Annotated in this window: 21 protein-coding genes; 7 read left to right on the forward strand and 14 right to left on the reverse strand. The window is 59.1% G+C overall.

The annotated features are described in order from the left end of the window. Nucleotides 1-37: 37 nt before the first annotated feature. The 5 genes from AMM41_RS12885 to AMM41_RS12905 are packed head-to-tail and all read right to left on the reverse strand — an operon-like array spanning nt 38 to nt 4853. Nucleotides 38-826 carry a class II aldolase/adducin family protein gene (locus tag AMM41_RS12885; protein WP_089958976.1) on the reverse strand — a complete coding sequence of 263 codons (789 nt, stop codon included), beginning with the start codon at nt 824-826 and terminating at the stop codon, nt 38-40. Between the two features lie 15 nt (nt 827-841). Continuing rightward, the gene (locus tag AMM41_RS12890; RefSeq protein WP_089958980.1) at nt 842-1813 is read right to left on the reverse strand and encodes a Bug family tripartite tricarboxylate transporter substrate binding protein; all 972 of its coding nucleotides are present in this window, start codon (nt 1811-1813) and stop codon (nt 842-844) included. Between the two features lie 47 nt (nt 1814-1860). Continuing rightward, on the reverse strand, nt 1861-2844 hold the full coding sequence (locus AMM41_RS12895) for a zinc-binding dehydrogenase (RefSeq protein WP_228769264.1): 984 nt from the start codon (nt 2842-2844) through the stop codon (nt 1861-1863). A gap of 8 nt (nt 2845-2852) precedes the next feature. Continuing rightward, entirely contained in the window at nt 2853-3662 is an 810-nt protein-coding gene (locus AMM41_RS12900) for an enoyl-CoA hydratase (RefSeq protein ID WP_089958987.1), read from the reverse strand. Continuing rightward, nucleotides 3663-4853, reverse strand: a complete 1191-nt coding sequence (locus tag AMM41_RS12905) for a CaiB/BaiF CoA transferase family protein (protein ID WP_089958992.1) — start codon at nt 4851-4853, stop codon at nt 3663-3665. It lies immediately after the preceding gene. Nucleotides 4854-5072: 219 nt separating this feature from the next. Here AMM41_RS12905 and AMM41_RS12910 point away from each other — a divergent pair, with 219 nt between their 5' ends. Continuing rightward, nucleotides 5073-5753 carry a GntR family transcriptional regulator gene (locus AMM41_RS12910; RefSeq protein ID WP_089959158.1) on the forward strand — a complete coding sequence of 227 codons (681 nt, stop codon included), beginning with the start codon at nt 5073-5075 and terminating at the stop codon, nt 5751-5753. A 102-nt stretch (nt 5754-5855) separates the two neighbouring features. Continuing rightward, nucleotides 5856-6794: an alpha/beta fold hydrolase gene (locus AMM41_RS12915; protein ID WP_089958995.1), complete on the forward strand. Its 939-nt coding sequence runs from the start codon at nt 5856-5858 to the stop codon at nt 6792-6794. 16 nt (nt 6795-6810) lie between these two features. Here AMM41_RS12915 and ychF read toward each other — a convergent pair whose 3' ends face one another. Together ychF and AMM41_RS12925 are read right to left on the reverse strand one after the other, a co-directional pair. Continuing rightward, nucleotides 6811-7902, reverse strand: a complete 1092-nt coding sequence (gene ychF / locus AMM41_RS12920; RefSeq protein ID WP_089958998.1) for a redox-regulated ATPase YchF — start codon at nt 7900-7902, stop codon at nt 6811-6813. Between the two features lie 310 nt (nt 7903-8212). Continuing rightward, nucleotides 8213-8779: a DUF4823 domain-containing protein gene (locus AMM41_RS12925; RefSeq protein WP_089959003.1), complete on the reverse strand. Its 567-nt coding sequence runs from the start codon at nt 8777-8779 to the stop codon at nt 8213-8215. A 210-nt stretch (nt 8780-8989) separates the two neighbouring features. Between AMM41_RS12925 and AMM41_RS12930 the strand changes: the two genes are divergently transcribed. Genes AMM41_RS12930 through AMM41_RS12945 form a run of 4 tightly spaced genes read left to right on the forward strand, consistent with a single transcriptional unit; the run spans nt 8990 to nt 13171 of the window. Further along, nucleotides 8990-10165 carry an FAD-dependent monooxygenase gene (locus tag AMM41_RS12930; protein ID WP_089959162.1) on the forward strand — a complete coding sequence of 392 codons (1176 nt, stop codon included), beginning with the start codon at nt 8990-8992 and terminating at the stop codon, nt 10163-10165. Between the two features lie 37 nt (nt 10166-10202). Beyond that, entirely contained in the window at nt 10203-10919 is a 717-nt protein-coding gene (locus AMM41_RS12935; protein ID WP_089959007.1) for a DsbC family protein, read from the forward strand. Next, complete coding sequence (locus AMM41_RS12940; protein WP_089959010.1) at nt 10916-11371, forward strand: DUF3429 domain-containing protein; 456 nt, start codon at nt 10916-10918, stop codon at nt 11369-11371. The genes AMM41_RS12935 and AMM41_RS12940 overlap by 4 nt, the downstream gene beginning before the upstream one ends. A 30-nt stretch (nt 11372-11401) precedes the next feature. Beyond that, nucleotides 11402-13171, forward strand: a complete 1770-nt coding sequence (locus AMM41_RS12945) for a M61 family metallopeptidase (RefSeq protein ID WP_089959014.1) — start codon at nt 11402-11404, stop codon at nt 13169-13171. Between the two features lie 54 nt (nt 13172-13225). Here AMM41_RS12945 and paaK read toward each other — a convergent pair whose 3' ends face one another. From paaK to AMM41_RS12960, 3 genes are read right to left on the reverse strand one after another with little or no spacing between them, the layout of a single operon-like run. Next, nucleotides 13226-14527 (reverse strand): phenylacetate--CoA ligase PaaK, encoded by a 1302-nt coding sequence (gene paaK / locus AMM41_RS12950; protein WP_089959018.1) that lies wholly within the window; start codon nt 14525-14527, stop codon nt 13226-13228. Between the two features lie 33 nt (nt 14528-14560). Beyond that, the gene (paaI, locus tag AMM41_RS12955; RefSeq protein ID WP_089959021.1) at nt 14561-14998 is read right to left on the reverse strand and encodes a hydroxyphenylacetyl-CoA thioesterase PaaI; all 438 of its coding nucleotides are present in this window, start codon (nt 14996-14998) and stop codon (nt 14561-14563) included. A 13-nt stretch (nt 14999-15011) separates the two neighbouring features. Then, the gene (locus AMM41_RS12960; protein WP_089959028.1) at nt 15012-15812 is read right to left on the reverse strand and encodes an enoyl-CoA hydratase-related protein; all 801 of its coding nucleotides are present in this window, start codon (nt 15810-15812) and stop codon (nt 15012-15014) included. 148 nt (nt 15813-15960) lie between these two features. Between AMM41_RS12960 and AMM41_RS12965 the strand changes: the two genes are divergently transcribed. Further along, nucleotides 15961-16740, forward strand: coding sequence for an enoyl-CoA hydratase (locus AMM41_RS12965; protein WP_089959032.1), 780 nt, complete (start codon nt 15961-15963; stop codon nt 16738-16740). Nucleotides 16741-16915: 175 nt separating this feature from the next. Here the strand turns inward: AMM41_RS12965 and AMM41_RS12970 are convergent, their stop codons facing one another. From AMM41_RS12970 to AMM41_RS12985, 4 genes are all read right to left on the reverse strand, one after another. Then, the gene (locus AMM41_RS12970) at nt 16916-17794 is read right to left on the reverse strand and encodes a formate dehydrogenase accessory sulfurtransferase FdhD (protein WP_089959035.1); all 879 of its coding nucleotides are present in this window, start codon (nt 17792-17794) and stop codon (nt 16916-16918) included. Nucleotides 17795-17864: 70 nt separating this feature from the next. Next, a complete protein-coding gene (locus AMM41_RS12975; RefSeq protein WP_089959038.1) occupies nt 17865-18209 on the reverse strand; it encodes a hypothetical protein in 345 nt (114 codons plus the stop codon). A 14-nt stretch (nt 18210-18223) separates the two neighbouring features. Continuing rightward, nucleotides 18224-19411, reverse strand: coding sequence for a formate dehydrogenase subunit gamma (locus tag AMM41_RS12980; RefSeq protein WP_089959166.1), 1188 nt, complete (start codon nt 19409-19411; stop codon nt 18224-18226). Between the two features lie 17 nt (nt 19412-19428). Then, the gene (locus tag AMM41_RS12985; RefSeq protein WP_089959042.1) at nt 19429-19653 is read right to left on the reverse strand and encodes a hypothetical protein; all 225 of its coding nucleotides are present in this window, start codon (nt 19651-19653) and stop codon (nt 19429-19431) included. Nucleotide 19654: the final 1 nt, after the last annotated feature.

Consider the following 19654-nt stretch of genomic DNA (forward strand, 5'->3'; position numbering starts at 1 on the left):
CAACAATGGTGATCACAGCCCTGGGGCAAAACAAACCTCAGGTCTTGTAACTGGGGTCCATGCGGTCGAGTTTGCGCAGCAAGGCGGGCCACTCCATCAAACCGTAAGGCCTGCGCGTGCTGGGCTGGTAGTTGTTCCAGGTTTCTTCCAGCACCTCAGGGGCCACTTTCACGAAGGGCGTGTTGCAGGCCATGGCCGCCAGTTGAGCGTGGCAAGCCAGCTCCAAGCGGTGCATCCAGTTGAAGGCCTCGCCCACGCTGCGGCCGACCGTCAAGGCCCCGTGGTTGCGCAAGATGAGCGCCTCCCCCTGCCCCAGGTCTTGGACCAAGGACGCCTGTTCGGCCAGATCGAGCACCACACCCTGGTAGTCGTGGTAGCCAATCTTCAAAAAGCGCATGGCCGTTTGCGTGATCGGCAAGAGGCCACATTCGAGCGAGGACACCGCCATGGAGGCCCAGCTGTGGGTGTGAATGACGCAGTCCACCTCGGGACGAGCCGAGTGCACCGCGCTGTGGATCACATAACCGGCCTTGTTGATGCCGTAGTTCAAGTCACCAAAATCGGGCTTGGCCAAGATGTTGCCGTCGTGATCAATCTTGATCAAGCTCGACGCTGTGATCTCTTCGTACATCATGCCGTAGGCGTTGATGAGAAAAGCGCCCTCCTCGCCCGGCACTCGCGACGAGATGTGGTTGGCCATCATGTCCGACATGCCATAAATGGCCACCAGCCGGTAGCAAGCCGCCAGATCGACACGCGCCTGCCACTCTTCGGGTGTACAACGAGCCTGCATCGACTCGATTTTCAATATTCCGTTTTCAAGCATGACAACTCCAGTGTTTCAATCGAGTTTGACGCCGGCGCTCTTGACCAGATTCACCCAAAATTTGGCATCTTCGGTCAAGAAGGTCCCGAAGTGTTCTGGCGAAGTGGACACAGCAACATCGGTGCCTTCGCGGGCCAAAGCCGCTTTCACAGCAGGCTGGGCCATGGCGGTTTGTGCTGCATCAAAAATCTTTTTGATCACGGCAGGTGGCGTGCCCACCGGCACAAACAAGCCATACCAAAACTCAATCCCGTATTCAGGCAATCGGGCTTCCTGCATGCCCGGCAAGCCGGGCACCAATGGCGTGCTGTTCTTGGTACTGACGGCCAAGCCTTTCAAACGACCCGCTTGGATCATGGGCAAAACCGAAGGCGGTGTGCCAAAGGTGACCTGGGTGTCGCCCGCTATGACCGACTGAATGGCTGGACTGCCCCCCCGAAACGGGATGTGCACCATCTCGACCCCGGTCAATTGGGTGAACAAAGCGGCGCCCAAATGCGGTGCCGAGCCATTGCCCGACGTGGCGTAATTGATCTTGCCTGGGGCCTGTTTGGCGCGGGCGATCAACTCTTGCACCGAATTGATGCCGATGCCGGGGTTGACGGCAATGACCAGGGGCGACGTGGTCACCTTGGTCACCGGCACCAGGTCTTTGGGTGTGTAGTTGAGCTTGGGATTCAAAGCCGGATTGACCGAAATGCTGCTGGGACTGGCCAGCAACACACTGTAGCCATCGGCTGCCGACTTGGCCACGTTTTCGGCCGCGATGCTGGAGCCGGCACCTGCCCGGTTTTCCACGATCACCGTTTGGCCCAAAGATTTGCCCATGGCGTCGCTCATGGCGCGGGCCACATAGTCGGCCGCACCACCGGGCGCAAAGCCCACCACCAAACGCACGGGCTTGTTCGGGTAAGCCGTCCCCTGCGCTTGCGCACTCCAGGTCACACAGGACAGGACCAAGGCGGAAATCAGGATTCTTTTGTTCATGCTGTTGTCTCCATGGCTTCAAAATGGGCATTGGCCTGAGCGCGGTCTCAGGCGCTGCTGGCAATGCGCAAGACGATCTTGCCCGTGTGTTGGTTGCTTTCCATGTGCAGCTTAGCCGCCTCCAGCTGGTCAAACTCAAACACGCGGTCGATCAAGGGCTGGATGCGCCCATCGGCAAAGGCCGGCAAAATCTGCGCGGCAAACTGCGCAATGCCGTCCGCTCGCTGAGCCGGTGTTCTCAACTTGTTGGACACCCCAAACAAGCACAAGCGTTTGGCGTGCAGCGCTTGCAGGTCAATGTTGGCGTTGAGCGTGCCGTCCACATACCCCACAAAACCCATGCGCCCTTGAAAGGCCATGCAGCGCATGTTTTCGGCAAACACCGTGCCGCCCACGGTGTTCACCACCAGGTTGACGCCTTGTTGATCGGTGGCCTGCAACACGGCCTGGTGAAAATCGGCCCCGCGTGTGCACAAGCCCAGATCCAAGCCAAGTGGTTTCAATTGATCGAGCTTGGCCTGCGAGCCTGAGGTGCCCATCACCTTGGCCCCCAGCACCTTGGCCATTTGCAGGCTGGCCACCCCCACACCAGAAGACACACCATTGACCAACAGCCATTGCCCGGCTTGCAAATGACCTTGCAAAACCAAGAGGTCATAGGTCACCAAAAACGTGAGCGGAATCGATGCGGCTTGCTCAAAACTCAAGTTGTCCGGCACACGCATGATTTCGCGCACATCCATCAAGGCATATTCGGCAAACGCCCCCGGGCAGCGGCCCATGACACGATCACCGACTTGCCAGGCCCCGGCATCACTGCCCAGCTGAACGATTTGTCCCGCCCCTTCCATGCCTGCAGGCTTGCTGCCGCCCTGGCCATGCAGACCGTGGCCCACGATTAACTCACCCCGGTTCAGGGAGGCGGCATGCATCTTGACCAGCACCTGGCCTGCGCCGGGCACCGGCCTGTCCACCTCGCGCAGCACCATGCTGGCTTGGCCTTCAGAGATGTTCATCCAATACGATTTCATGTGAGACCTCATTCGCCTTTGAAGACGGGTTGGCGTTTTTCCATGAAGGCTTTGCGGCCTTCGGCGTAATCGGCGCTGTCAAAGCAGCCGCGAATGAGCTGGGTGCACAAGTCCATGTCCAGCTCGGGCGAGGGCTTGAGGATTTCGCGGGTGATGGCCTTGGCCGCCTGAATGGTCAGGGGGGCGTTGGCAGCCAGTGCCGAGGTGTATTCGGCCAGCAACTCAGGCAAGGCTTCGGGGGCACACACCCGCGTGACCAAACCCAGACTGAGGGCCTCTGGCGCTTTGATTTTTCGAGCCGTGAAAAACAAGTCTTTGGCCGCACCCGGGCCAATCAGGTCCACCAGGTTTTTCATGGCCGAGTAACGGTAGCCCAGACCCAGTCGAGCGGCGGGCACAGAGAACACCGCATCGCTGGCGGCAATGCGCATGTCGCAGCTGATGGCCACGTTGATGCCGCCACCGATGCAAAAACCGCGAATGCAGGCCAGTGTGGGCTTGGGGAAATTGAAGATGCCCATGAGCGCGGTCTCGGCCATGTGCTCGTAGCGGGTCACCGCCTCACGCGCGGCACGCATGTCTTCAAACTGAGAAATGTCAGCCCCCGAGACAAAGGCTTTCTCGCCCGCACCCGAGAACACCACCAAACGCACACGCGGATCGTGTTCGGCCTGGTTCAGCAGCACAGGCACGGCTTCCCACATGTCCACCGACAAGGCGTTGTGCCGTGCCACATTGTTGAACTGGATGAACAGCGTGCTGCCGTCCAGCCAGGTGTTGACCCGCTCGGTGGGTGAGGTGTAGACGACTTCGGACATTCAAAACACTCCTTTGGACTTGAGTTGGGCAAGCACCTGGGCATCGAGCCCGAGTTCGCCCAAAATTTCTTCGCTGTGCTCGCCACGGCGAGGTGCGGCGCGGGCGATGGTGCTGGGCGTGCGCTCGAGTTGCACCGGCTGGCCCACCAAACGCTGCGGCCCTTGGTGCACCGACACCACCTCTTTGACCATCTTCAAGTGTTGGACTTGCGGCTCGTTGAAAACCTCGTCCATGCTGTTGATCAAGCCACAGGCCACCCCGCCATCGTTCAAGCGCTCAATCCAATAAGCACGGTCTTGCTTGGCCAAGCGTTCGTTGATTTCGGCGTTGAGCGCGTCGCGGTTGACCGAGCGGCTGGGCTTGTCGTGGTAACGCGGGTCGGTGACCCATTGCGGCGCTTCCAAAATATCGCAAAAGCGCTCCCAAATTTTGGAGCCAAACACCGCGATGTTCATGTAGCCGTCGCGCGCTTTGTAGACCCCGGTGGGGATGCTGGTGGGGTGGAAGTTGCCCGCCTGTGTGGCCACTTCTTCGTCGATCAGCCAGCGCGAGGTCTGGAAATCCATCATGTACACCATGGACTCGAGCAAAGAGGTGTGCAACCACTGGCCTTGGCCAGACTTTTCACGCTCCAGCAAGGCCACCAAAATGCCTTGGGCGGCAAAAATGCCCGCGCACAAATCGGCAATGGGGATGCCCACGCGCATGGGCCCCTGCTCGGCCATGCCCGTGACCGACATCAGCCCGCCCATGCCTTGTGCGATCTGGTCAAAGCCTGGCCGTGCGGCCAAAGGCCCGGTCTGGCCAAAGCCCGAAATGCTGGCGTACACCAAGCCAGGGTTGTCCTTTTTCAGAGTCTCATAATCAATGCCCAAGCGGAACTTGACGTCGGGGCGGAAGTTTTCCACCACCACATCGGCCTTGGCGATCAAGTCTTTGAGCAGCGCAATGCCCTCGGGCTCTTTCAGGTTGAGCGTGATCGAGCGCTTGTTGCGGTGCGTGTACTGGTAGTCCGAGCCCTCTTGCCCACCCAGCGTGTCGTCACCTCGCATGTGCTCAGGCATTTGCACCTGCACCACATCGGCCCCCCAATCGGCCAGCTGGCGGCAAGCGGTGGGGCCAGCGCGGACTTGGGTCAAGTCGATCACTCGAAAACGCGACAGCGCAGCAGATGCGGGTTGGTGCGGCATGAAAAGTTCCAAACGGAAAACACGAACGGATCAAAAACGGACACTTGTTGACCGCACAAAGTGTGAACGTCAGCCCAAAAAGTGTCAACACTTTGACTGAATTGTTGACACATTGGCGACGCCAATGGGATGATTTGTCACATCATCAGTTAGCATGAGGACATGCAACTGCTGCGTTTTTCAGCAACATCCAACCCTGAACAGCACAACCTTCAGCCCATGAACGCAGCCCCCGAAAAGCCCGAGCAAGGTTTGCCTGTTTTTGTGGCGGACCAGCTCAAGCAACTCATCTACAGCGGTGAGCTCAAACCCGGTGAGCGCCTGAACGAAGCGGCTTTGGCCCTGCGCATGGGCACCAGCCGTGGCCCTGTGCGCGAGGCCATTCGCATGCTCACAGGTTTGGGATTGGTCACGGCCGTGCTCAACCGGGGGGTGTTTGTGCGCCAGATGTCGGTGCGAGAAATGCTAGAGCTTTACGACCTGCGGGCCCTGGTGTTTGGCTTTGCCGCCGAACGCGCCACGGAACACATCGCCGAGAGTCACAAAGCCAGATTCGAAGAACTTCTGCAAGCCATGGACCATGCCTGTGAAACTGAAAACCCCAACCTGTATTACGAGTTGAATCTGCAGTTCCATGCCCTGGTTCTGCAGCTCGCCAACAACCGGCGGGCGCAGGCGGCTTACGACGACTATGTGAAAGAAATGCACCTGTTTCGGCGTGAATACTTCAATGCGCCGGGCAACATGCGCCAGTCCAATGCCGAGCACCGCACACTGTATGAAGCCATCGTCAAAGGCTCGAAGGCCAAAGCCAAAACCACCGCCGAACGGCATGTGCTCAAAGGGCGCGAGCGCTTGCTGAGCAACATCGACAGCCACTCTCCGCTGGCCAGGCTTTGAGCCCGATTGAGGGCCCTATCGCATGCACTTTTGCCCCGCTTGCACACCAACAAGGCACATCACACAACAAGTGTGCCGTTGTTCACTTTCTGAGATTTGCACATGGCCAACACATTTTGGACTTTGTTTTTGTCTTTACTGGTGGCCTGCATTGGGGTCTTGGCCTGGAGCTGGGCACCCGACCGCTCGGTGGACGCCCTCAAAGCACGCTGGGCCGCACCGCCATCGCGCTTTGTGACGCTGCAAGGCATGCAGGTGCATGTTCGCGACGAGGGGCCACGCGATGACCCGACCCCCATTGTGTTGATCCACGGCACCTCGGCCAGCCTGCACACCTGGGACGGCTGGGTGGCCGCGTTGAGCCCACACCGCCGTGTGGTCCGCATGGATTTGCCCGGCTTCGGGCTGACCGGCCCCGCACCCGATGGCGACTACAGCATGGCGCGATACACCGGCTTCATGCGGGATTTGCTGGACTTGCTGAACATCGACCAAGCCGTGCTGGCGGGCAACTCGCTGGGCGGCGGCATTGCCTGGCAAACCGCGCTGGCCCACCCAACCCGTGTGCGCCAACTGGTGCTGGTCGATGCCACGGGTTACCCCTTGCAAGCCCAGTCCATGCCCATCGGTTTTCGACTGGCCCAGATGTCATGGCTGGCGCCAGTCACCCAGAAAGTCCTGCCCCGATCCATGATTGCCGCCAGCGTGCGCAACGTCTATGGCCAGCCGGAAAGGGTGAGCGCCGATCTGGTGGATCGCTACTACGAGTTGACGCTGCGCGAAGGCAACCGGGCCAGCTTGACGAAACGCTTCCAATACCGCAGCAGCGACGCCGCCCTGGCCGGGGAGATTTCTCAGCTGCGCCAACCCACCTTGATTTTGTGGGGCAGCGAAGACCGGTTGATACCACCCGAGCACGGGCAAGGTTTTAACAAGGACATCGCAGGCAGCCAACTCCAGGTCTTTCAGGGCTTGGGCCATGTGCCCCACGAAGAGGACCCCGAGGCGACGGTGCAGGCGGTGAAAAGTTTTTTGAACTGACCGCCTTGACGCCGCATCAGGAGCTGAACAAGAAGTTCATCACGTCGCCATCTTTCACGACGTAATCCTTGCCTTCGGCACGCATCTTGCCCGCGTCTTTGGCACCTTGCTCGCCCTTGAAGGTGATGAAGTCGTCAAACGCGATGGTCTGGGCGCGGATGTAGCCTTTTTCAAAGTCGGTGTGGATCACGCCAGCCGCCTGCGGGCCGGTGTCGCCCACATGGATGGTCCAGGCACGCACTTCTTTCACGCCTGCGGTGAAGTAGGTTTGCAGGCCCAGCAAGCTGTAAGCCGAGCGGATCAGGCGGTTCAGGCCAGGCTCATCCTGGCCCAGTTCCTTCAAAAATTCGAGGCGGTCCGCGTCGTCCATTTCGGACAACTCGGCCTCGATCTTGGCGCAAATGGCCACCACGGGCGCGTTTTGCTTGGCGGCAAAGGCCTTGAGGCGATCGAGGAAGGGATTGTTCTCAAAACCGTCTTCCGACACGTTGGCCACAAACATGGCGGGTTTGGCGGTGATGAAGAAGAACTGCTTGAGTTCGGCGCGTTCTTCTTTGCTGAAGTCGATGGTACGCACCGGCTGGGTGTCGTTCAGAGCCGCTTGGCACTTTTCCAGGATCGCCATTTGCTTGACGGCATCCTTGTCGCCAGAGCGGGCGATTTTGCTCACGCGGTGGATGGCTTTTTCCACAGCCGCCAGGTCGGCCAGGCACAACTCGGTCTGAATGACTTCGATGTCGGCAATCGGGTCGACCTTGTTGGCGACGTGGATCACGTTGTCGTCTTCAAAGCAGCGCACCACGTTGACGATGGCGTCGGTCTCGCGGATGTGGGCCAAAAACTTGTTGCCCAGGCCTTCGCCCGTGCTGGCCCCGGCCACCAAACCGGCAATGTCGACAAACTCCACAATGGCCGGCACGATGCGCTCGGGTGTGATGATGTCGGCCAACTGCTGCAAGCGCGGATCGGGCACCTCGACCACGCCGGTATTGGGCTCGATGGTGCAAAAGGGGTAGTTTTCAGCGGCAATGCCGGCTTTGGTCAGGGCGTTGAAAAGGGTGGATTTGCCAACGTTGGGCAAACCCACGATGCCGCATTTGAGGCTCATGGAAAAAAGTCCTTATAAATCAAGACCCCAGTCATGCGTTCATGTCCAAGACCCGCGTGGTCAATCAGCCTGACCTGCGCAGATCCGTGGTAGCCAAAGTGCCGGGTGTTTCATCCAAAACTGCGCCAAATGCGGGTTTTGTGTCCTGGTTTTGTCCTGGGGGGTGTGCCAACGATTGTACTGAGGGATCCAGCCCTGTGAACTTTGAAAAGTTCGGGTCTCATCTGTCGTGGCTGTCGTCCATCGGTTTCAGGGGTGAGCTCAAAAGCGCTCACCCCATCCAGACTGCAGGGACCCAAGAAAGGATGGATCAGCGAATATCGCGCAAGAGACGGCTGACAAGATGGTCAAAATCGCCTTTCAAAAGGCTGACCGGCTTGGCATTTCCCCACTCCATGAAGGCACTGGCCACCACATTGGACTTGGCCTCGTAGCTGATTTGCCGGACCGATGCGGGTTCAGATGCCAGGCTCAAGCGCAGCTGAAGCTCGATCCGGTCCGGCTTGCCAGACCAGCCTGTCATGTTGTCTTCGTAGTGGGCGATTCGGGTCTCAAGCACATGCGTGCCCCCTCGGCGCAGGCACTCTTCCGAGGGCTGCCCCGTGCCGCCCTGGATCATCAGTGTTTTCGATCCCGCTTGTTGCACCGACTGCTGAATTCGACGACCAATTTCAGCGCCACTTCCGGCCGTTTTCTCTTGTCCGTTGGAGGGGTCGCCGGGTTGCACGACACAAACCAAGGACGGGGTCGCACCACTGTGGCGTGACTGCGCGGTGGTGCCCGTGGGTTGACCTTGATGCGTCACATCAGGAATGGCGCTGCATGAAACCAGCCCGATGCACCCCAAAACCATGGCCACTTTGCTTTTGTAACTCACTGAACACCCCATCAAAAAGACTGAATTTAATTCAATATTTAACATTTCATTAATAAAAATAGATATTTTTTACGGTTAATTGACCCAAAAAACACAAGCACCCAACCCTGGACGAATGAGATGTGCTCATTCAGGACATGCCCAGGATGGACAGGGTCTTGTGGTCCAGTGACCGCTTGGTGCACTGGGGCTGCCACCTACAATGCAGCCATGGCTAACCCTTCCGATATTTGCATCCGCGGCGCTGGCATTGTGGGCCGCACTTTGGCACTGCTGCTGGCCCGCGAACGTCTGCGCGTGGCGCTGGTCGATGCACCTGTCAAAGGCGCAAGCCCCGACGTGCGGGCCTACTCGCTCAATGGGGCTTCGCAGCGCATTTTGCAAGACCTGCGCTGCTGGCCTGACAGCCCGGCCGTCACACCTGTGCACCAGATGCAGGTCTTTGGCGACCACGGCGGTGAATTGACTTTTGACACCCCCAACCTGGGCACAGGCGAACTCAACTGGATGGTGGACGTGCCCGTGCTGGAAGCACGCTTGACGTCAGCCGTTCAGTTTCAACCGTTGATCGAAGTCGTGCAGGCCCCCGTGGCCGCTTCCCTCACTGTGATTTGTGAAGGCCGCGACAGCCTGACCCGCGCACAACTGGGCGTGGCTTTTGACATCAAGGCCTATGAGCAGCACGCCGTGGCGACCCGTTTGCTCTGCGAACGGCCGCACGGTGGCGTGGCACGCCAGTGGTTCACCTGGGGCCAAGTGCCGGGCAAAACTGAAGCCCAAGCCGAGATCTTGGCGCTGCTGCCCCTGGGCGGTGAAGGTGGCCGCGAAGTGGCGCTGGTCTGGTCCGTCCACCCTCTGCGGGCCGCTGACCTGATGGGTCTGACTGCCGAAGCCTTTGCCGCCGAATTGGCACAGGCCTGTGGCCTGGCCTTGGGTCACATGACGCTGTCTGCAGAGCGTGCTGTGTGGCCGCTGCAACTGGCCCGTGCCTCGCGCTGGATGGGCGTGATGCCCGGCACCACGAAACAGGCTTTTGTGCTGGCCGGTGACGCCGCTCACGCCATGCACCCGCTGGCAGGTCAAGGCCTGAACGTGGGCCTGGCCGATGTGGCTGAACTGGTGCAGGTGATCCGTGCCAAAGAATTTTGGCGGCCACTTTATGACCCTAAACTGCTTCGCCGCTACGAACGCGCACGTCAAGCCGATGTCCAGGCCATGGGCCTGGTCACCGATGGCCTGCAACGCTTGTTTGCGCAGCCCGGTCCGGTGTGGCAAAACCTGCGCAATTGGGGGATGCGTGGCTTTGACCGCAGCGGTCCCCTCAAGCACTGGATGACCCAACGCGCCATGGGCCAAAGTGCGCATGAAGCTTCAGCTTCGCGCTGAACTGCCCTTTTGTTTTTCTGCATCTGAAAGCGTTTTTATGAAGTTCGTTCTCTCCAAGTTGGCCTTGATTGTGGCCACCACCGCTTTGTCTTTGGGCAGCGTGATGGCCCAAGAAGCCACCATCCGCAAAAACCTGAGCGAGCGCCTGAGCAACCTGCCCAAAATTGACGAGGTCAGCAAAACGCCGATGAACGGCCTCTATGAAATCCGCATGGGCAACGATGTGATGTACAGCGACGCCGAGGGCAACTTTTTGATCCAAGGGGCGCTGATCGACGTCAAGCAAAAACGCAACCTGACCGAAGAGCGCATGGACAAACTGTCGGCCATCCCCTTTGACCAGTTGCCCCTGAAAACCGCCTTCACCCAGGTGCGCGGCAACGGCAAACGCAAATTGGCGGTTTTCGCCGATCCCAACTGCGGCTACTGCAAGCGCTTCGAGAAAGACCTGCAAAAGCTGGACAACGTGACCATCTATCACTTCCTCTACCCCATCTTGGGCGAGGACTCCAAGACCAAGTCCAAAAACATCTGGTGCGCCAAAGACAAAGCCAAAACCTGGAACGACTGGATGATCAACGCGACAGTGCCGGTGACAGCCAACTGCGATGCCAGCGCCATTGACACCGTGGTGGAATTTGGCAAGAAGAACCGCATCACCGGAACACCCATGATCTTGTTGGCCGATGGCACACGCGTGCCAGGTGCTGTGCCTTTGGCCCAGATCGAAAAAATGCTCGCTGACATCAAATGAACATGAACACCAGCGAAGACCCTACTTGGCAATGGATCCGACGCCTGGGTTATGCAGGTTTGATCCCTTTTGTGTTTTTGGCCCTGTGTCTGTGGTTGGTGGGTCCTGACTTGCACCCTTATGTGGCCTTGGCCATGCAGGGCTATGGCGCAGTGATCGTGTCCTTTTTGGGGGGCATTCACTGGGGTGTGGGGTTTCGCAATGCCTTGATCGTGCCCAACGCTCCGCGCATCCATTTCACCTGGGGCGTGGTGCCTTCCATCCTGGCTTGGGTGGGCGTGATGATGCCCGCCTTTGCCGGTTTGCCCTTGCTGGGATTTGTGCTGATCGGCTGCTACGTGATGGACCGGCGCACATGGCCTGCCGCAGGCCTGGCACCGTGGCTGCCCATGCGCTTGCAGCTGACCATCGTGGCCAGCCTGAGCTGTTTTTTGGCCGCAGGCGCCACCTGAGCCCAAGCCCCCCCATTTCAGCCTTGACCCATGACCGCCATCCACTACACCGTTGAAGCCGCCGACCTGCACGCCCACTTGTTTCGTGTCACGCTGACCGTCCCGGAGCCCCAAGCCACTCAAACCGTGTCACTGCCAGTCTGGATTCCCGGCAGTTATCTGGTGCGCGAATTTGCCAAAAACCTGCAAAAACTCACGGCCAAACAAGGCCGTCGCAGCATCGCCTTGAGCCAACAGGACAAATGCACATGGGTGATGAGCTGCAAGCGCGATCAAGCTTTGGTGCTTAGCTACGAGGTCTATGCCTTTGACCCGTCGGTGCGCACCGCTTGGCTCGACAGCCAGCGCGGTTTTTTCAATGGCACCAGTCTTTGCTTGCGGGTGCATGGTCAAGAGCATGCGCCGCACCAGCTGCTGCTGCCCGCCGTCAAAGGCCAAGCGACCTGGCAAGCCGCCACGGGCCTGACACCCGTCAAAACCGACAAAAAAGGCTTTGGCCTGTACCAAGCTGTCAACTACGACCAACTGGTGGATTGTCCGGTCGAGTTGGGCGAGTTTTGGAGCGGTCAGTTTTCGGCTTGCGGCATTGCGCACCGCTTTGTGGTGGCCGGTGCTCTGCCCTCTTTTGATGGTGACCGCCTGCTGGCCGATGCACAAAAAATCTGCGAGGCTGAAATTCGCTTTTGGCACGGACAAGGCTCGCAGGCCGGCTCCAAAGCACCTCACCAAAGTTACCTCTTCATGCTCAACGCCGTGCACGACGGCTACGGCGGACTGGAGCACGTCAACAGCACTGCGCTGATCTGCAACCGCGCCGACCTGCCACGCCTCGTGCACAAGCAGGGCCGCCCGTTTGCCAGCGACGGTTACACCACCTTGTTGGGGCTGATCAGCCATGAGTACTTTCACACCTGGAACGTCAAGCAACTGCGCCCAGATGCCTTGGCCAGCTACGACTACACCCAAGAAAACTACACGCCACTGCTGTGGTTCTTTGAAGGCTTCACCAGTTATTACGACGATCTGCTGCTGCGCCGAGCGGGCCTGATTGACGATGCCACTTACCTGAAGCTCTTGGGCCAAGCCATCAACCAAGTTCAGCAAACACCAGGCCGCCATGTTCAGACTGTGGCACAGGCCAGCTTTGACGCCTGGGTCAAGTACTACCGCCAGGACGAAAACACACTCAACGCCACCGTGAGTTATTACACCAAAGGTTCCTTGGTCGCCTTGTGTCTGGACTTGAGCCTGCGCAAAGAAGGCCACACCCTGGACGGCGTGATGCGCGGCCTGTGGAAACGCTGCAAAGCTGGGCCCATGCGCGAACAGGATTTGCTCGACGAGTTGCACGCCCTGACCGGGCGCAGTTGGCAAGCTGAAATCCAAGCCTGGGTGCACAGCACCCATGACCTGCCCCTGCGCGAACTGCTGTCAAGTCAGGGCATTGACATCAAGTCCGAAGCCGGCTCCCTGCCACAACGCCTGGGCCTGCGCGTGAACGAAAACAGTGGCCATGTGCACGTCAAAAGCGTGCTGCGCCACAGCGCTGCCGAGGCAGCAGGCCTGGCCGCAGGTGACGAGTGGTTGGGGCTGGACGTGGGGAACAAGGGCCAAGGCGGCAGTTGGCGTCTGAACAAACTCGATGAACTGAGCGCTTTGCTCGGCCAAGAACGTCAATTCATCGCCCTGGTCGCACGCGACAAACGCCTGCTGCGCTTGCCCATGAAAATGCCCGAGGAGTCCAGCACCTGGAAACTGGCCACGGCCGAGGGCCGCCAAAGCGGCTGGCCTGCAGCGTGAGGCTCAGCTGGACCCATTGGGGTCCATGCGGGCGCGTGTTGCCCGCAAGCCGCGTCACTTGCTGCGCAAATCCAACACCCGCTTGGCTTTGCCCTGACTGCGCTCCACGCCGCCTTCGGTTTTGAGTTCAATCGCCACGCTGGAGCCAATGAACACTTTGATCTCGTGCTGCAACTGTTTGGCCGCTGCGCGGGCTTCGACGCTCTCGGGGGAGACACCCGGCTTGGTCTCAACCACCACTTTCAGGTCATCCATCGGGCCTTCGCGGGTCAACACGCACTGGTAGTGCGGGGCCAACTCGGCACGCTTCAAAATCAGCTCTTCGATCTGGCTGGGGAACACGTTCACGCCCCGGATGATCATCATGTCGTCGCTGCGGCCGGTGATCTTTTCCATGCGGCGCATGTTGCGTGCGGTACCGGGCAGCAGACGCGTCAGGTCACGGGTGCGGTAGCGGATGATGGGCAGCGCTTCCTTGGTCAGGCTGGTGAAGACCAACTCGCCCATTTCGCCATCGGCCACCGGCTCGCCCGTCTCGGGGTTGATGATCTCGGGGTAGAAATGGTCTTCCCAGATGGTCGGGCCGTCTTTGGTCTCAATGCATTCGCTGGCCACACCCGGCCCCATCACTTCCGACAGGCCATAGATGTCCACCGCGTCGATGGCCATGCGCTTTTCAATCGCCTGGCGCATGTCGTTGGTCCAGGGCTCAGCGCCAAAGATGCCGATGCGCAGCGAGCTGGTTTGAGGATCGATGCCTTGCCGCTCGAATTCGTCGGCAATCGCCAGCATGTAACTGGGCGTGACCATGATGATGTTGGACTTGAAGTCCTGAATCAGCTGCACCTGGCGCTCGGTCTGACCGCCCCCAAAAGGCACGACGGTGAGGCCGAGTTTTTCGGCACCGTAGTGTGCGCCCATGCCGCCGGTGAACAGGCCATAGCCGTAGCTGATGTGCACCATGTCACCGGGCTTGGCACCCCCCGCGCGGATGCTGCGTGCCACCACGGTGGACCAAGTGTCGATGTCTTTGAGGGTGTAACCCACCACCGTGGGTTTGCCGGTGGTGCCGCTGGACGCATGGATGCGGGCGCAGTTTTCACGAGGTACGGCAAACATGCCAAAGGGGTAGCTGTCGCGCAGGTCGGCTTTGGTGGTGAACGGGAACTTGGCAATGTCGGCCAGAGATTTGCAGTCGTCGGGGTGCACGCCTGCGGCATCGAACTTGGCGCGGTACACGGGTGAATTGGCATAGGCGTGTTGCAGCGTTTGCTTCAAGCGCTTGAGCTGCAGGCTGCGCAGCTCGTCGATGCTGGCCTTTTCAATCGGCTCCAGGGGGAAGGCTTTTTCAGACATGAGGTTCTCCAGATTCAAAATCAATAAAGGGTTTCACTCGGGCACAACCGTGCCCTGAATTTGAGCGCTCTTGCCGCGGAACATGGCAATCACTTCACCGTTTTGGTTGCTGACTTTCATGTCGTAAATGCCATGGCGTCCGCTGAGTGTTTGTTCAAGGCCTTCGCAGGTCAGCACATCGCCGAGCTTGCCGGGCTTCAAAAATTCGATGCTGCAACCAGCCGCCACTGCGTTCTTGTTGTAGCTGTTGCAGGCAAAGGCAAAGGTGGAATCGGCCAGCGTGAAGATGAAGCCGCCGTGGCAGATCTTGTGACCGTTCAGGTGCAGCTCTTTGACCACCATGCGCATCAGGGCACGGCCGGGCTCGCAGGCCAGCAGCTCCATGCCCATGGTGTCTTTAGAAGCCACGTCGACTGCGAACATGGTGTCGCCCACCAAACGGGCGAGGGCTTTGGGGTCTGGGGTACTCATCGTTTGCCTTGGATCATTGGCCCGTGAATTGCGGGGCGCGTTTTTGCAAAAAGGCATTCACGCCTTCCATGTAGTCGTGTGTTTTGCCCAGCGCCGATTGCGTGTCACGCTCGACGTTCAGGTGCGCGTCCAGCGAACGGGTGCCCGCATCGCGCAGCAAGTGGCGTGTGGCCACCAGGGCCTGGGTCGGCATCACCGCCAGCTTCTCGGCCATCGCCAGGGCGGCGGCCACGCAGTCATCGGCCACCTCCCAAATCAAGCCCCACTCTTTGGCTTTGTCGGCGCTCAACTTGTCACCTGTCATGGCCAAGGCCATGGCGCGGGGCAGACCCAGGCGCTCGACCAGCAACCAGCTGCCCCCAGCGTCGGGAATCAGGCCAATCTTGCTGAAGGCCTGCACAAAACTGGCGGTCGGCGCGGCAATGGCAATGTCGCAGGCCATGGCCACCGATGCGCCGGCTCCTGCGGCAACCCCATTGACGGCGCAAATGACCGGCATGCGCAGGGACTGCAGACGGCGCGTGGTGGGGTTAAAGGCGTCGTTGATCACCGGCCCGGGGTCGGCTCGTTCGAGCAAGCCGGGGCCCGGGGTGAAATCGAGTTCGGACAAATCAAGTCCGGCGCAAAAGCCACGACCTGCACCCGTCAAAACCAAGGCACGCACGGCAGGGTTGCCCTCGGCTTGGTCAAAGGCTGCCCACAAAGCGTGGTGCATTTCGCGTGTGAAACTGTTGAGGGCCTGTGGGCGGTTGAGCGTGACCAGCGCCACAGCGCCTCGCACTTCATACAGCACCGATGCGGTGGATTCGGTCATGTCGTGTCTCCTGAATCCCCGAATGTACCATTAACCGACCGCACGGTTGGTTAATGTTTTCCCTATGCACACCCCAACGCCAGAGCGACAGGCTTGGTACAGCTGGCGTGGTTATAGTCACCGTTTGACATCACTGCTGGAGAAAACCATGAGCTACGAAAACATTGAAGTCCGCACCGAAGGCGGCCAAGTGGGCATCATCACCCTCAACCGCCCCAAAGCCCTGAATGCGCTCAACGGGGCCTTGATGGACGAGCTGGGCACGACGCTCAAAGCCTTCGACGCCGACGAAGCCATTGGCTGCATCATCATCACCGGCAGCGAAAAAGCTTTTGCAGCGGGCGCCGACATCGCGGCCATGGCCAAATTCAATTTTCATGAGGTCTACAAAAACGACTTCATCACCCGCAACTGGGAAACCATCCGCAGCATTCGCAAACCGGTGATCGCGGCCGTGAGCGGCTTTGCACTGGGCGGCGGCTGCGAGCTGGCCATGATGTGTGACTTCATCATCGCCGCTGACAACGCCAAGTTTGGTCAGCCCGAAATCAAAATCGGCATCATCCCTGGTGCTGGCGGCACGCAGCGGCTGCCGCGCGCCATGGGCAAGTCCAAGGCCATGGACTTGGTGCTCACCGGGCGCATGATGGATGCCAACGAAGCCGAGCGCGGCGGTTTGGTCAGTCGTGTCGTGCCGCTGGACAAGCTGATGGACGAAGCTCTGGGCGCTGCTTTGATGATTTGTGGCTATGGCCAGTTGTCGGTGATGGCGGCCAAAGAAAGCGTGAACCGCGCCTTTGAGAGCGGCCTGAGCGACGGCGTGATGTTCGAGCGCCGCATGTTCCACGGTCTGTTTGCCACCGCCGACCAAAAAGAAGGCATGGACGCGTTTTTGAACAAACGTGCGCCGAAGTTCATCCACGGCTGAGACGATGATCCATCTTCAGAATGTCATTTCGCGAAGCGATGACATGACGGACCCTCAAGGATCGACTTGCTAGAGATTTGTAGGTCGGTACCTTCAGGTCCGACACAGCGACAGTGAACGCATGGGCTTTAAAACTGTCGCCGCGTTTAGTTGGACCTGTCAGACAGTCAGGTTGTCAAGGTGTCAGCAGTTCGGGCTGCCAGACCAAGCGCTCAGGGGCACTGAAGCACAAAAAGCGCTTGTTGGTGGCGCGGCCGATGGCGCACAGACCGAGGCGCTTGGAGACATCCAGCCCCATTTGGGTGATGCCGCTGCGTGACACAACCACGGGCACGCCCATCTGGGCAGATTTGATCACCATCTCGCTGGTCAAACGGCCTGTGGTGTAGAACACCTTGTCTTGGCCGCTCACATCGTTCATCCACATCCACCCGGCAATGGTGTCCACTGCGTTGTGACGCCCCACGTCTTCCACAAACATGAGCATCTCGTCGCCCTGAAACAAGGCGCAACCGTGCACCGAGCCAGACGATTTGTAGGTGGTTTCTTGCAGGCGGATGGCGTTCACCAAACCATACAGCTGGCCTTGCGTGATCTGGGCGGGAGGCAATTGAATCTCGTCAATGTGGGCCATCAAGTCGCCAAACACGCTGCCCTGACCGCAACCGGTGGTCACCACGCGGTCAGCACTGCGCTCAACCACCACTTGAGCCCCCGCACGGGTTTTGACTGCCGCCACGCCGGGCTCACCGATTTCGCCTTCTCCAATCGTCCAGTCCACCGTGATCGATTCAATTTGGTCCACCGAGTCCACCAAACGTTGGTTGCGCAAGAAGCCCAAGACCAACCATTCGGGCTCAGCACCCAAGGTCATCAGCGTCACCAGTTCTTTTTTGTCCAAATAAACGGTCAGTGCCCTCTCGGCGGGGATTTGTGTTTCGGAGTGTTCACCCCATTCATTGCACACCTTCACGTTGCGGGTCAGGGGTGCACGCGCTTGCGTGATGTGGGGCTTGGCCAATGTGGGCACAGGGGTATTCATAACAGCAGACATGGCAAGAGCCTAACGTAAAAATCCCCCGACGTTGCCGACGGGGGATTTGGCAGTGAAGCAGAAAAAAGGATCAGCCTTTTTTGGCAGGTGCTGCCGCTGGCTTGGCCCCAGCAGCTGCGGCAGGTGCTGCTGCAGGTGCCGCCGCCGTGGTTTCAGCAGGCTTGTAAGCACCCGGGTCCACACAAGCGGGTGTGGCCGTGGGTGCAGCTTTGCCCTTGCCATTGGTTTTGTAATAGTGCGCTGCCACTTTTTCGCGTGACTTGCACAGCTGGAAGTCGGCCACTTTGTTGCCGTGTGCGGTTTTGGCAGCGGCTTCTACGGCCTTGGCTTTGGCCTCGTCGCTCAAGGCGGGCAATTTGGCCATGGCACCAAAGCTGATGGCCAGTGCCGACATGACAAGCAGGTATTTTTTCATGGTGTTCTCCTGGCTCAAACAGAAGCCGTTTTAGCGGGTGTCACAGCTGCGTCCGATGCAGGCACAGAGCGTTGCGCCGGAATCTTGCCGGACTTGATGTCCTTGTACCAAAGTTCATGGTGTTCTTTGGCCCAAGTTTCGTCCACATAGCCTTCGCGCATGGCTTTGTAAGCACCGCGCATGCCGATCGTGCCCATGTAAATGTGACCAATGAACATGGCCATCATGAACAAGGCGGCCACGCCGTGGATCATGGCTGCAATTTGCATGGTGCCGCGCTCGTAGATCAGACCGGGGATGAGCATGTCCAGCACCAAGCCAGAACCCACCACGATCAAACCGAGGAACAACACACCGCCCCAGAACACCACCTTTTCACCGGCATTGAAACGGTGCGAAGGAACCTCGGTGCCTGAGAACAAGCCGCCGCCTTTGGCCAGCCACACCAAGTCTTCTTTGGATGGCAAGTTGTCTTTCAAGAAAGTGACAAACACAATCACCAAAGACACAGCAAACAAAGGTCCTGCGAAGTTGTGGATGTTTTTCAAGGCAAATGACAACCAGCCAAACAAGGTGCCACCCAAGATAGGCAGCAAAAAGAATTTGCCATAAGCCATCACGAGGCCAGAGATGGCGAGTGCGCAAAACGCAATCGCATTGGCCCAGTGGGCCGAGCGCTCAAAGGGCGTGAAACGCTCAATCTTGCGACCTGTTTCCTGGCCATGCAACTCCATCGTGCCTTTGCTGAAGTAAAACAACGCCATCGCACCGACAGCAATGAACAACAAAGCCGCACCGTAAGGAATGATGATGTTGTTGCGCACCTGCCGCCAAGACTCACCGGCCGAAGCCAAACGGGAACCAGGGTACTGCACAAAGGGTTGAATCAAGTTGCCAGCTTCAGGAGCCTGGCTTTTGGGCAAACTCGTGTACCCATTCACGCCTTGGCCCACCGCACGCCACATGGGCGCATTGTTGCCGGGTTGAACTTGTGCACGCTCGGCATTGGTTTGGTCTTTGTATTGGGCATCAGCATCGGCGCTGGGTGCCAATTGAAAGACGTTGGCGCTTTTCACGCCCAAGCTGGTTTCAGCTTGTGCAGTGGGCGCTGACGCAGAGGCGGGCGCAGCCGGAGCTGGCGTTTGGGCGGACACGCCCATTGCCGCCAAGGCCAGCCCGAAAGTCAATAACATGCGGCGCATGAACTTCTCCTTGGCGCTCACTTGGGTGCGCGGACGTGGTCGTTTTGGCCGTAAGTGGCACGGGCCTTGAGGTGGTTGGCCCAGCCGTCTTTGTCACCGGCTTTCCAACCGGCTTCGGTGAAAGAGGCCACACCCGTGCCGCTGTAGGCCGGCTTGTCGGTCCGCACGCCTTTGACGTCTTGCGGTTTTTCGCCGCAAGCCACCAACATGGCAGCGCTGCAAATGATGAAAGCTGCTTTCATG

The sequence above is a fragment of the Limnohabitans sp. 2KL-3 genome, from assembly GCF_001269405.1.
Classification (GTDB): domain Bacteria; phylum Pseudomonadota; class Gammaproteobacteria; order Burkholderiales; family Burkholderiaceae_C; genus Limnohabitans_A.

Excerpts from the sequence above, each read along its gene's own strand:
- AMM41_RS12885 (WP_089958976.1), bottom strand. The coding sequence starts at position 826 with ATGCTTGAAAACGGAATATTGAAAATCGAGTCGATGCAGGCTCGTTGT.
- AMM41_RS12890 (WP_089958980.1), bottom strand. The coding sequence starts at position 1,813 with ATGAACAAAAGAATCCTGATTTCCGCCTTGGTCCTGTCCTGTGTGACC.
- AMM41_RS12895 (WP_228769264.1), bottom strand. The coding sequence starts at position 2,844 with ATGAAATCGTATTGGATGAACATCTCTGAAGGCCAAGCCAGCATGGTG.
- AMM41_RS12900 (WP_089958987.1), bottom strand. The coding sequence starts at position 3,662 with ATGTCCGAAGTCGTCTACACCTCACCCACCGAGCGGGTCAACACCTGG.
- AMM41_RS12905 (WP_089958992.1), bottom strand. The coding sequence starts at position 4,853 with ATGCCGCACCAACCCGCATCTGCTGCGCTGTCGCGTTTTCGAGTGATC.
- AMM41_RS12910 (WP_089959158.1), top strand. The coding sequence starts at position 5,073 with ATGAACGCAGCCCCCGAAAAGCCCGAGCAAGGTTTGCCTGTTTTTGTG.
- AMM41_RS12915 (WP_089958995.1), top strand. The coding sequence starts at position 5,856 with ATGGCCAACACATTTTGGACTTTGTTTTTGTCTTTACTGGTGGCCTGC.
- ychF (WP_089958998.1), bottom strand. The coding sequence starts at position 7,902 with ATGAGCCTCAAATGCGGCATCGTGGGTTTGCCCAACGTTGGCAAATCC.
- AMM41_RS12930 (WP_089959162.1), top strand. The coding sequence starts at position 8,990 with ATGGCTAACCCTTCCGATATTTGCATCCGCGGCGCTGGCATTGTGGGC.
- AMM41_RS12935 (WP_089959007.1), top strand. The coding sequence starts at position 10,203 with ATGAAGTTCGTTCTCTCCAAGTTGGCCTTGATTGTGGCCACCACCGCT.
- AMM41_RS12940 (WP_089959010.1), top strand. The coding sequence starts at position 10,916 with ATGAACATGAACACCAGCGAAGACCCTACTTGGCAATGGATCCGACGC.
- AMM41_RS12945 (WP_089959014.1), top strand. The coding sequence starts at position 11,402 with ATGACCGCCATCCACTACACCGTTGAAGCCGCCGACCTGCACGCCCAC.
- paaK (WP_089959018.1), bottom strand. The coding sequence starts at position 14,527 with ATGTCTGAAAAAGCCTTCCCCCTGGAGCCGATTGAAAAGGCCAGCATC.
- paaI (WP_089959021.1), bottom strand. The coding sequence starts at position 14,998 with ATGAGTACCCCAGACCCCAAAGCCCTCGCCCGTTTGGTGGGCGACACC.
- AMM41_RS12960 (WP_089959028.1), bottom strand. The coding sequence starts at position 15,812 with ATGACCGAATCCACCGCATCGGTGCTGTATGAAGTGCGAGGCGCTGTG.
- AMM41_RS12965 (WP_089959032.1), top strand. The coding sequence starts at position 15,961 with ATGAGCTACGAAAACATTGAAGTCCGCACCGAAGGCGGCCAAGTGGGC.
- AMM41_RS12970 (WP_089959035.1), bottom strand. The coding sequence starts at position 17,794 with ATGTCTGCTGTTATGAATACCCCTGTGCCCACATTGGCCAAGCCCCAC.
- AMM41_RS12975 (WP_089959038.1), bottom strand. The coding sequence starts at position 18,209 with ATGAAAAAATACCTGCTTGTCATGTCGGCACTGGCCATCAGCTTTGGT.
- AMM41_RS12980 (WP_089959166.1), bottom strand. The coding sequence starts at position 19,411 with ATGCGCCGCATGTTATTGACTTTCGGGCTGGCCTTGGCGGCAATGGGC.
- AMM41_RS12985 (WP_089959042.1), bottom strand. The coding sequence starts at position 19,653 with ATGAAAGCAGCTTTCATCATTTGCAGCGCTGCCATGTTGGTGGCTTGC.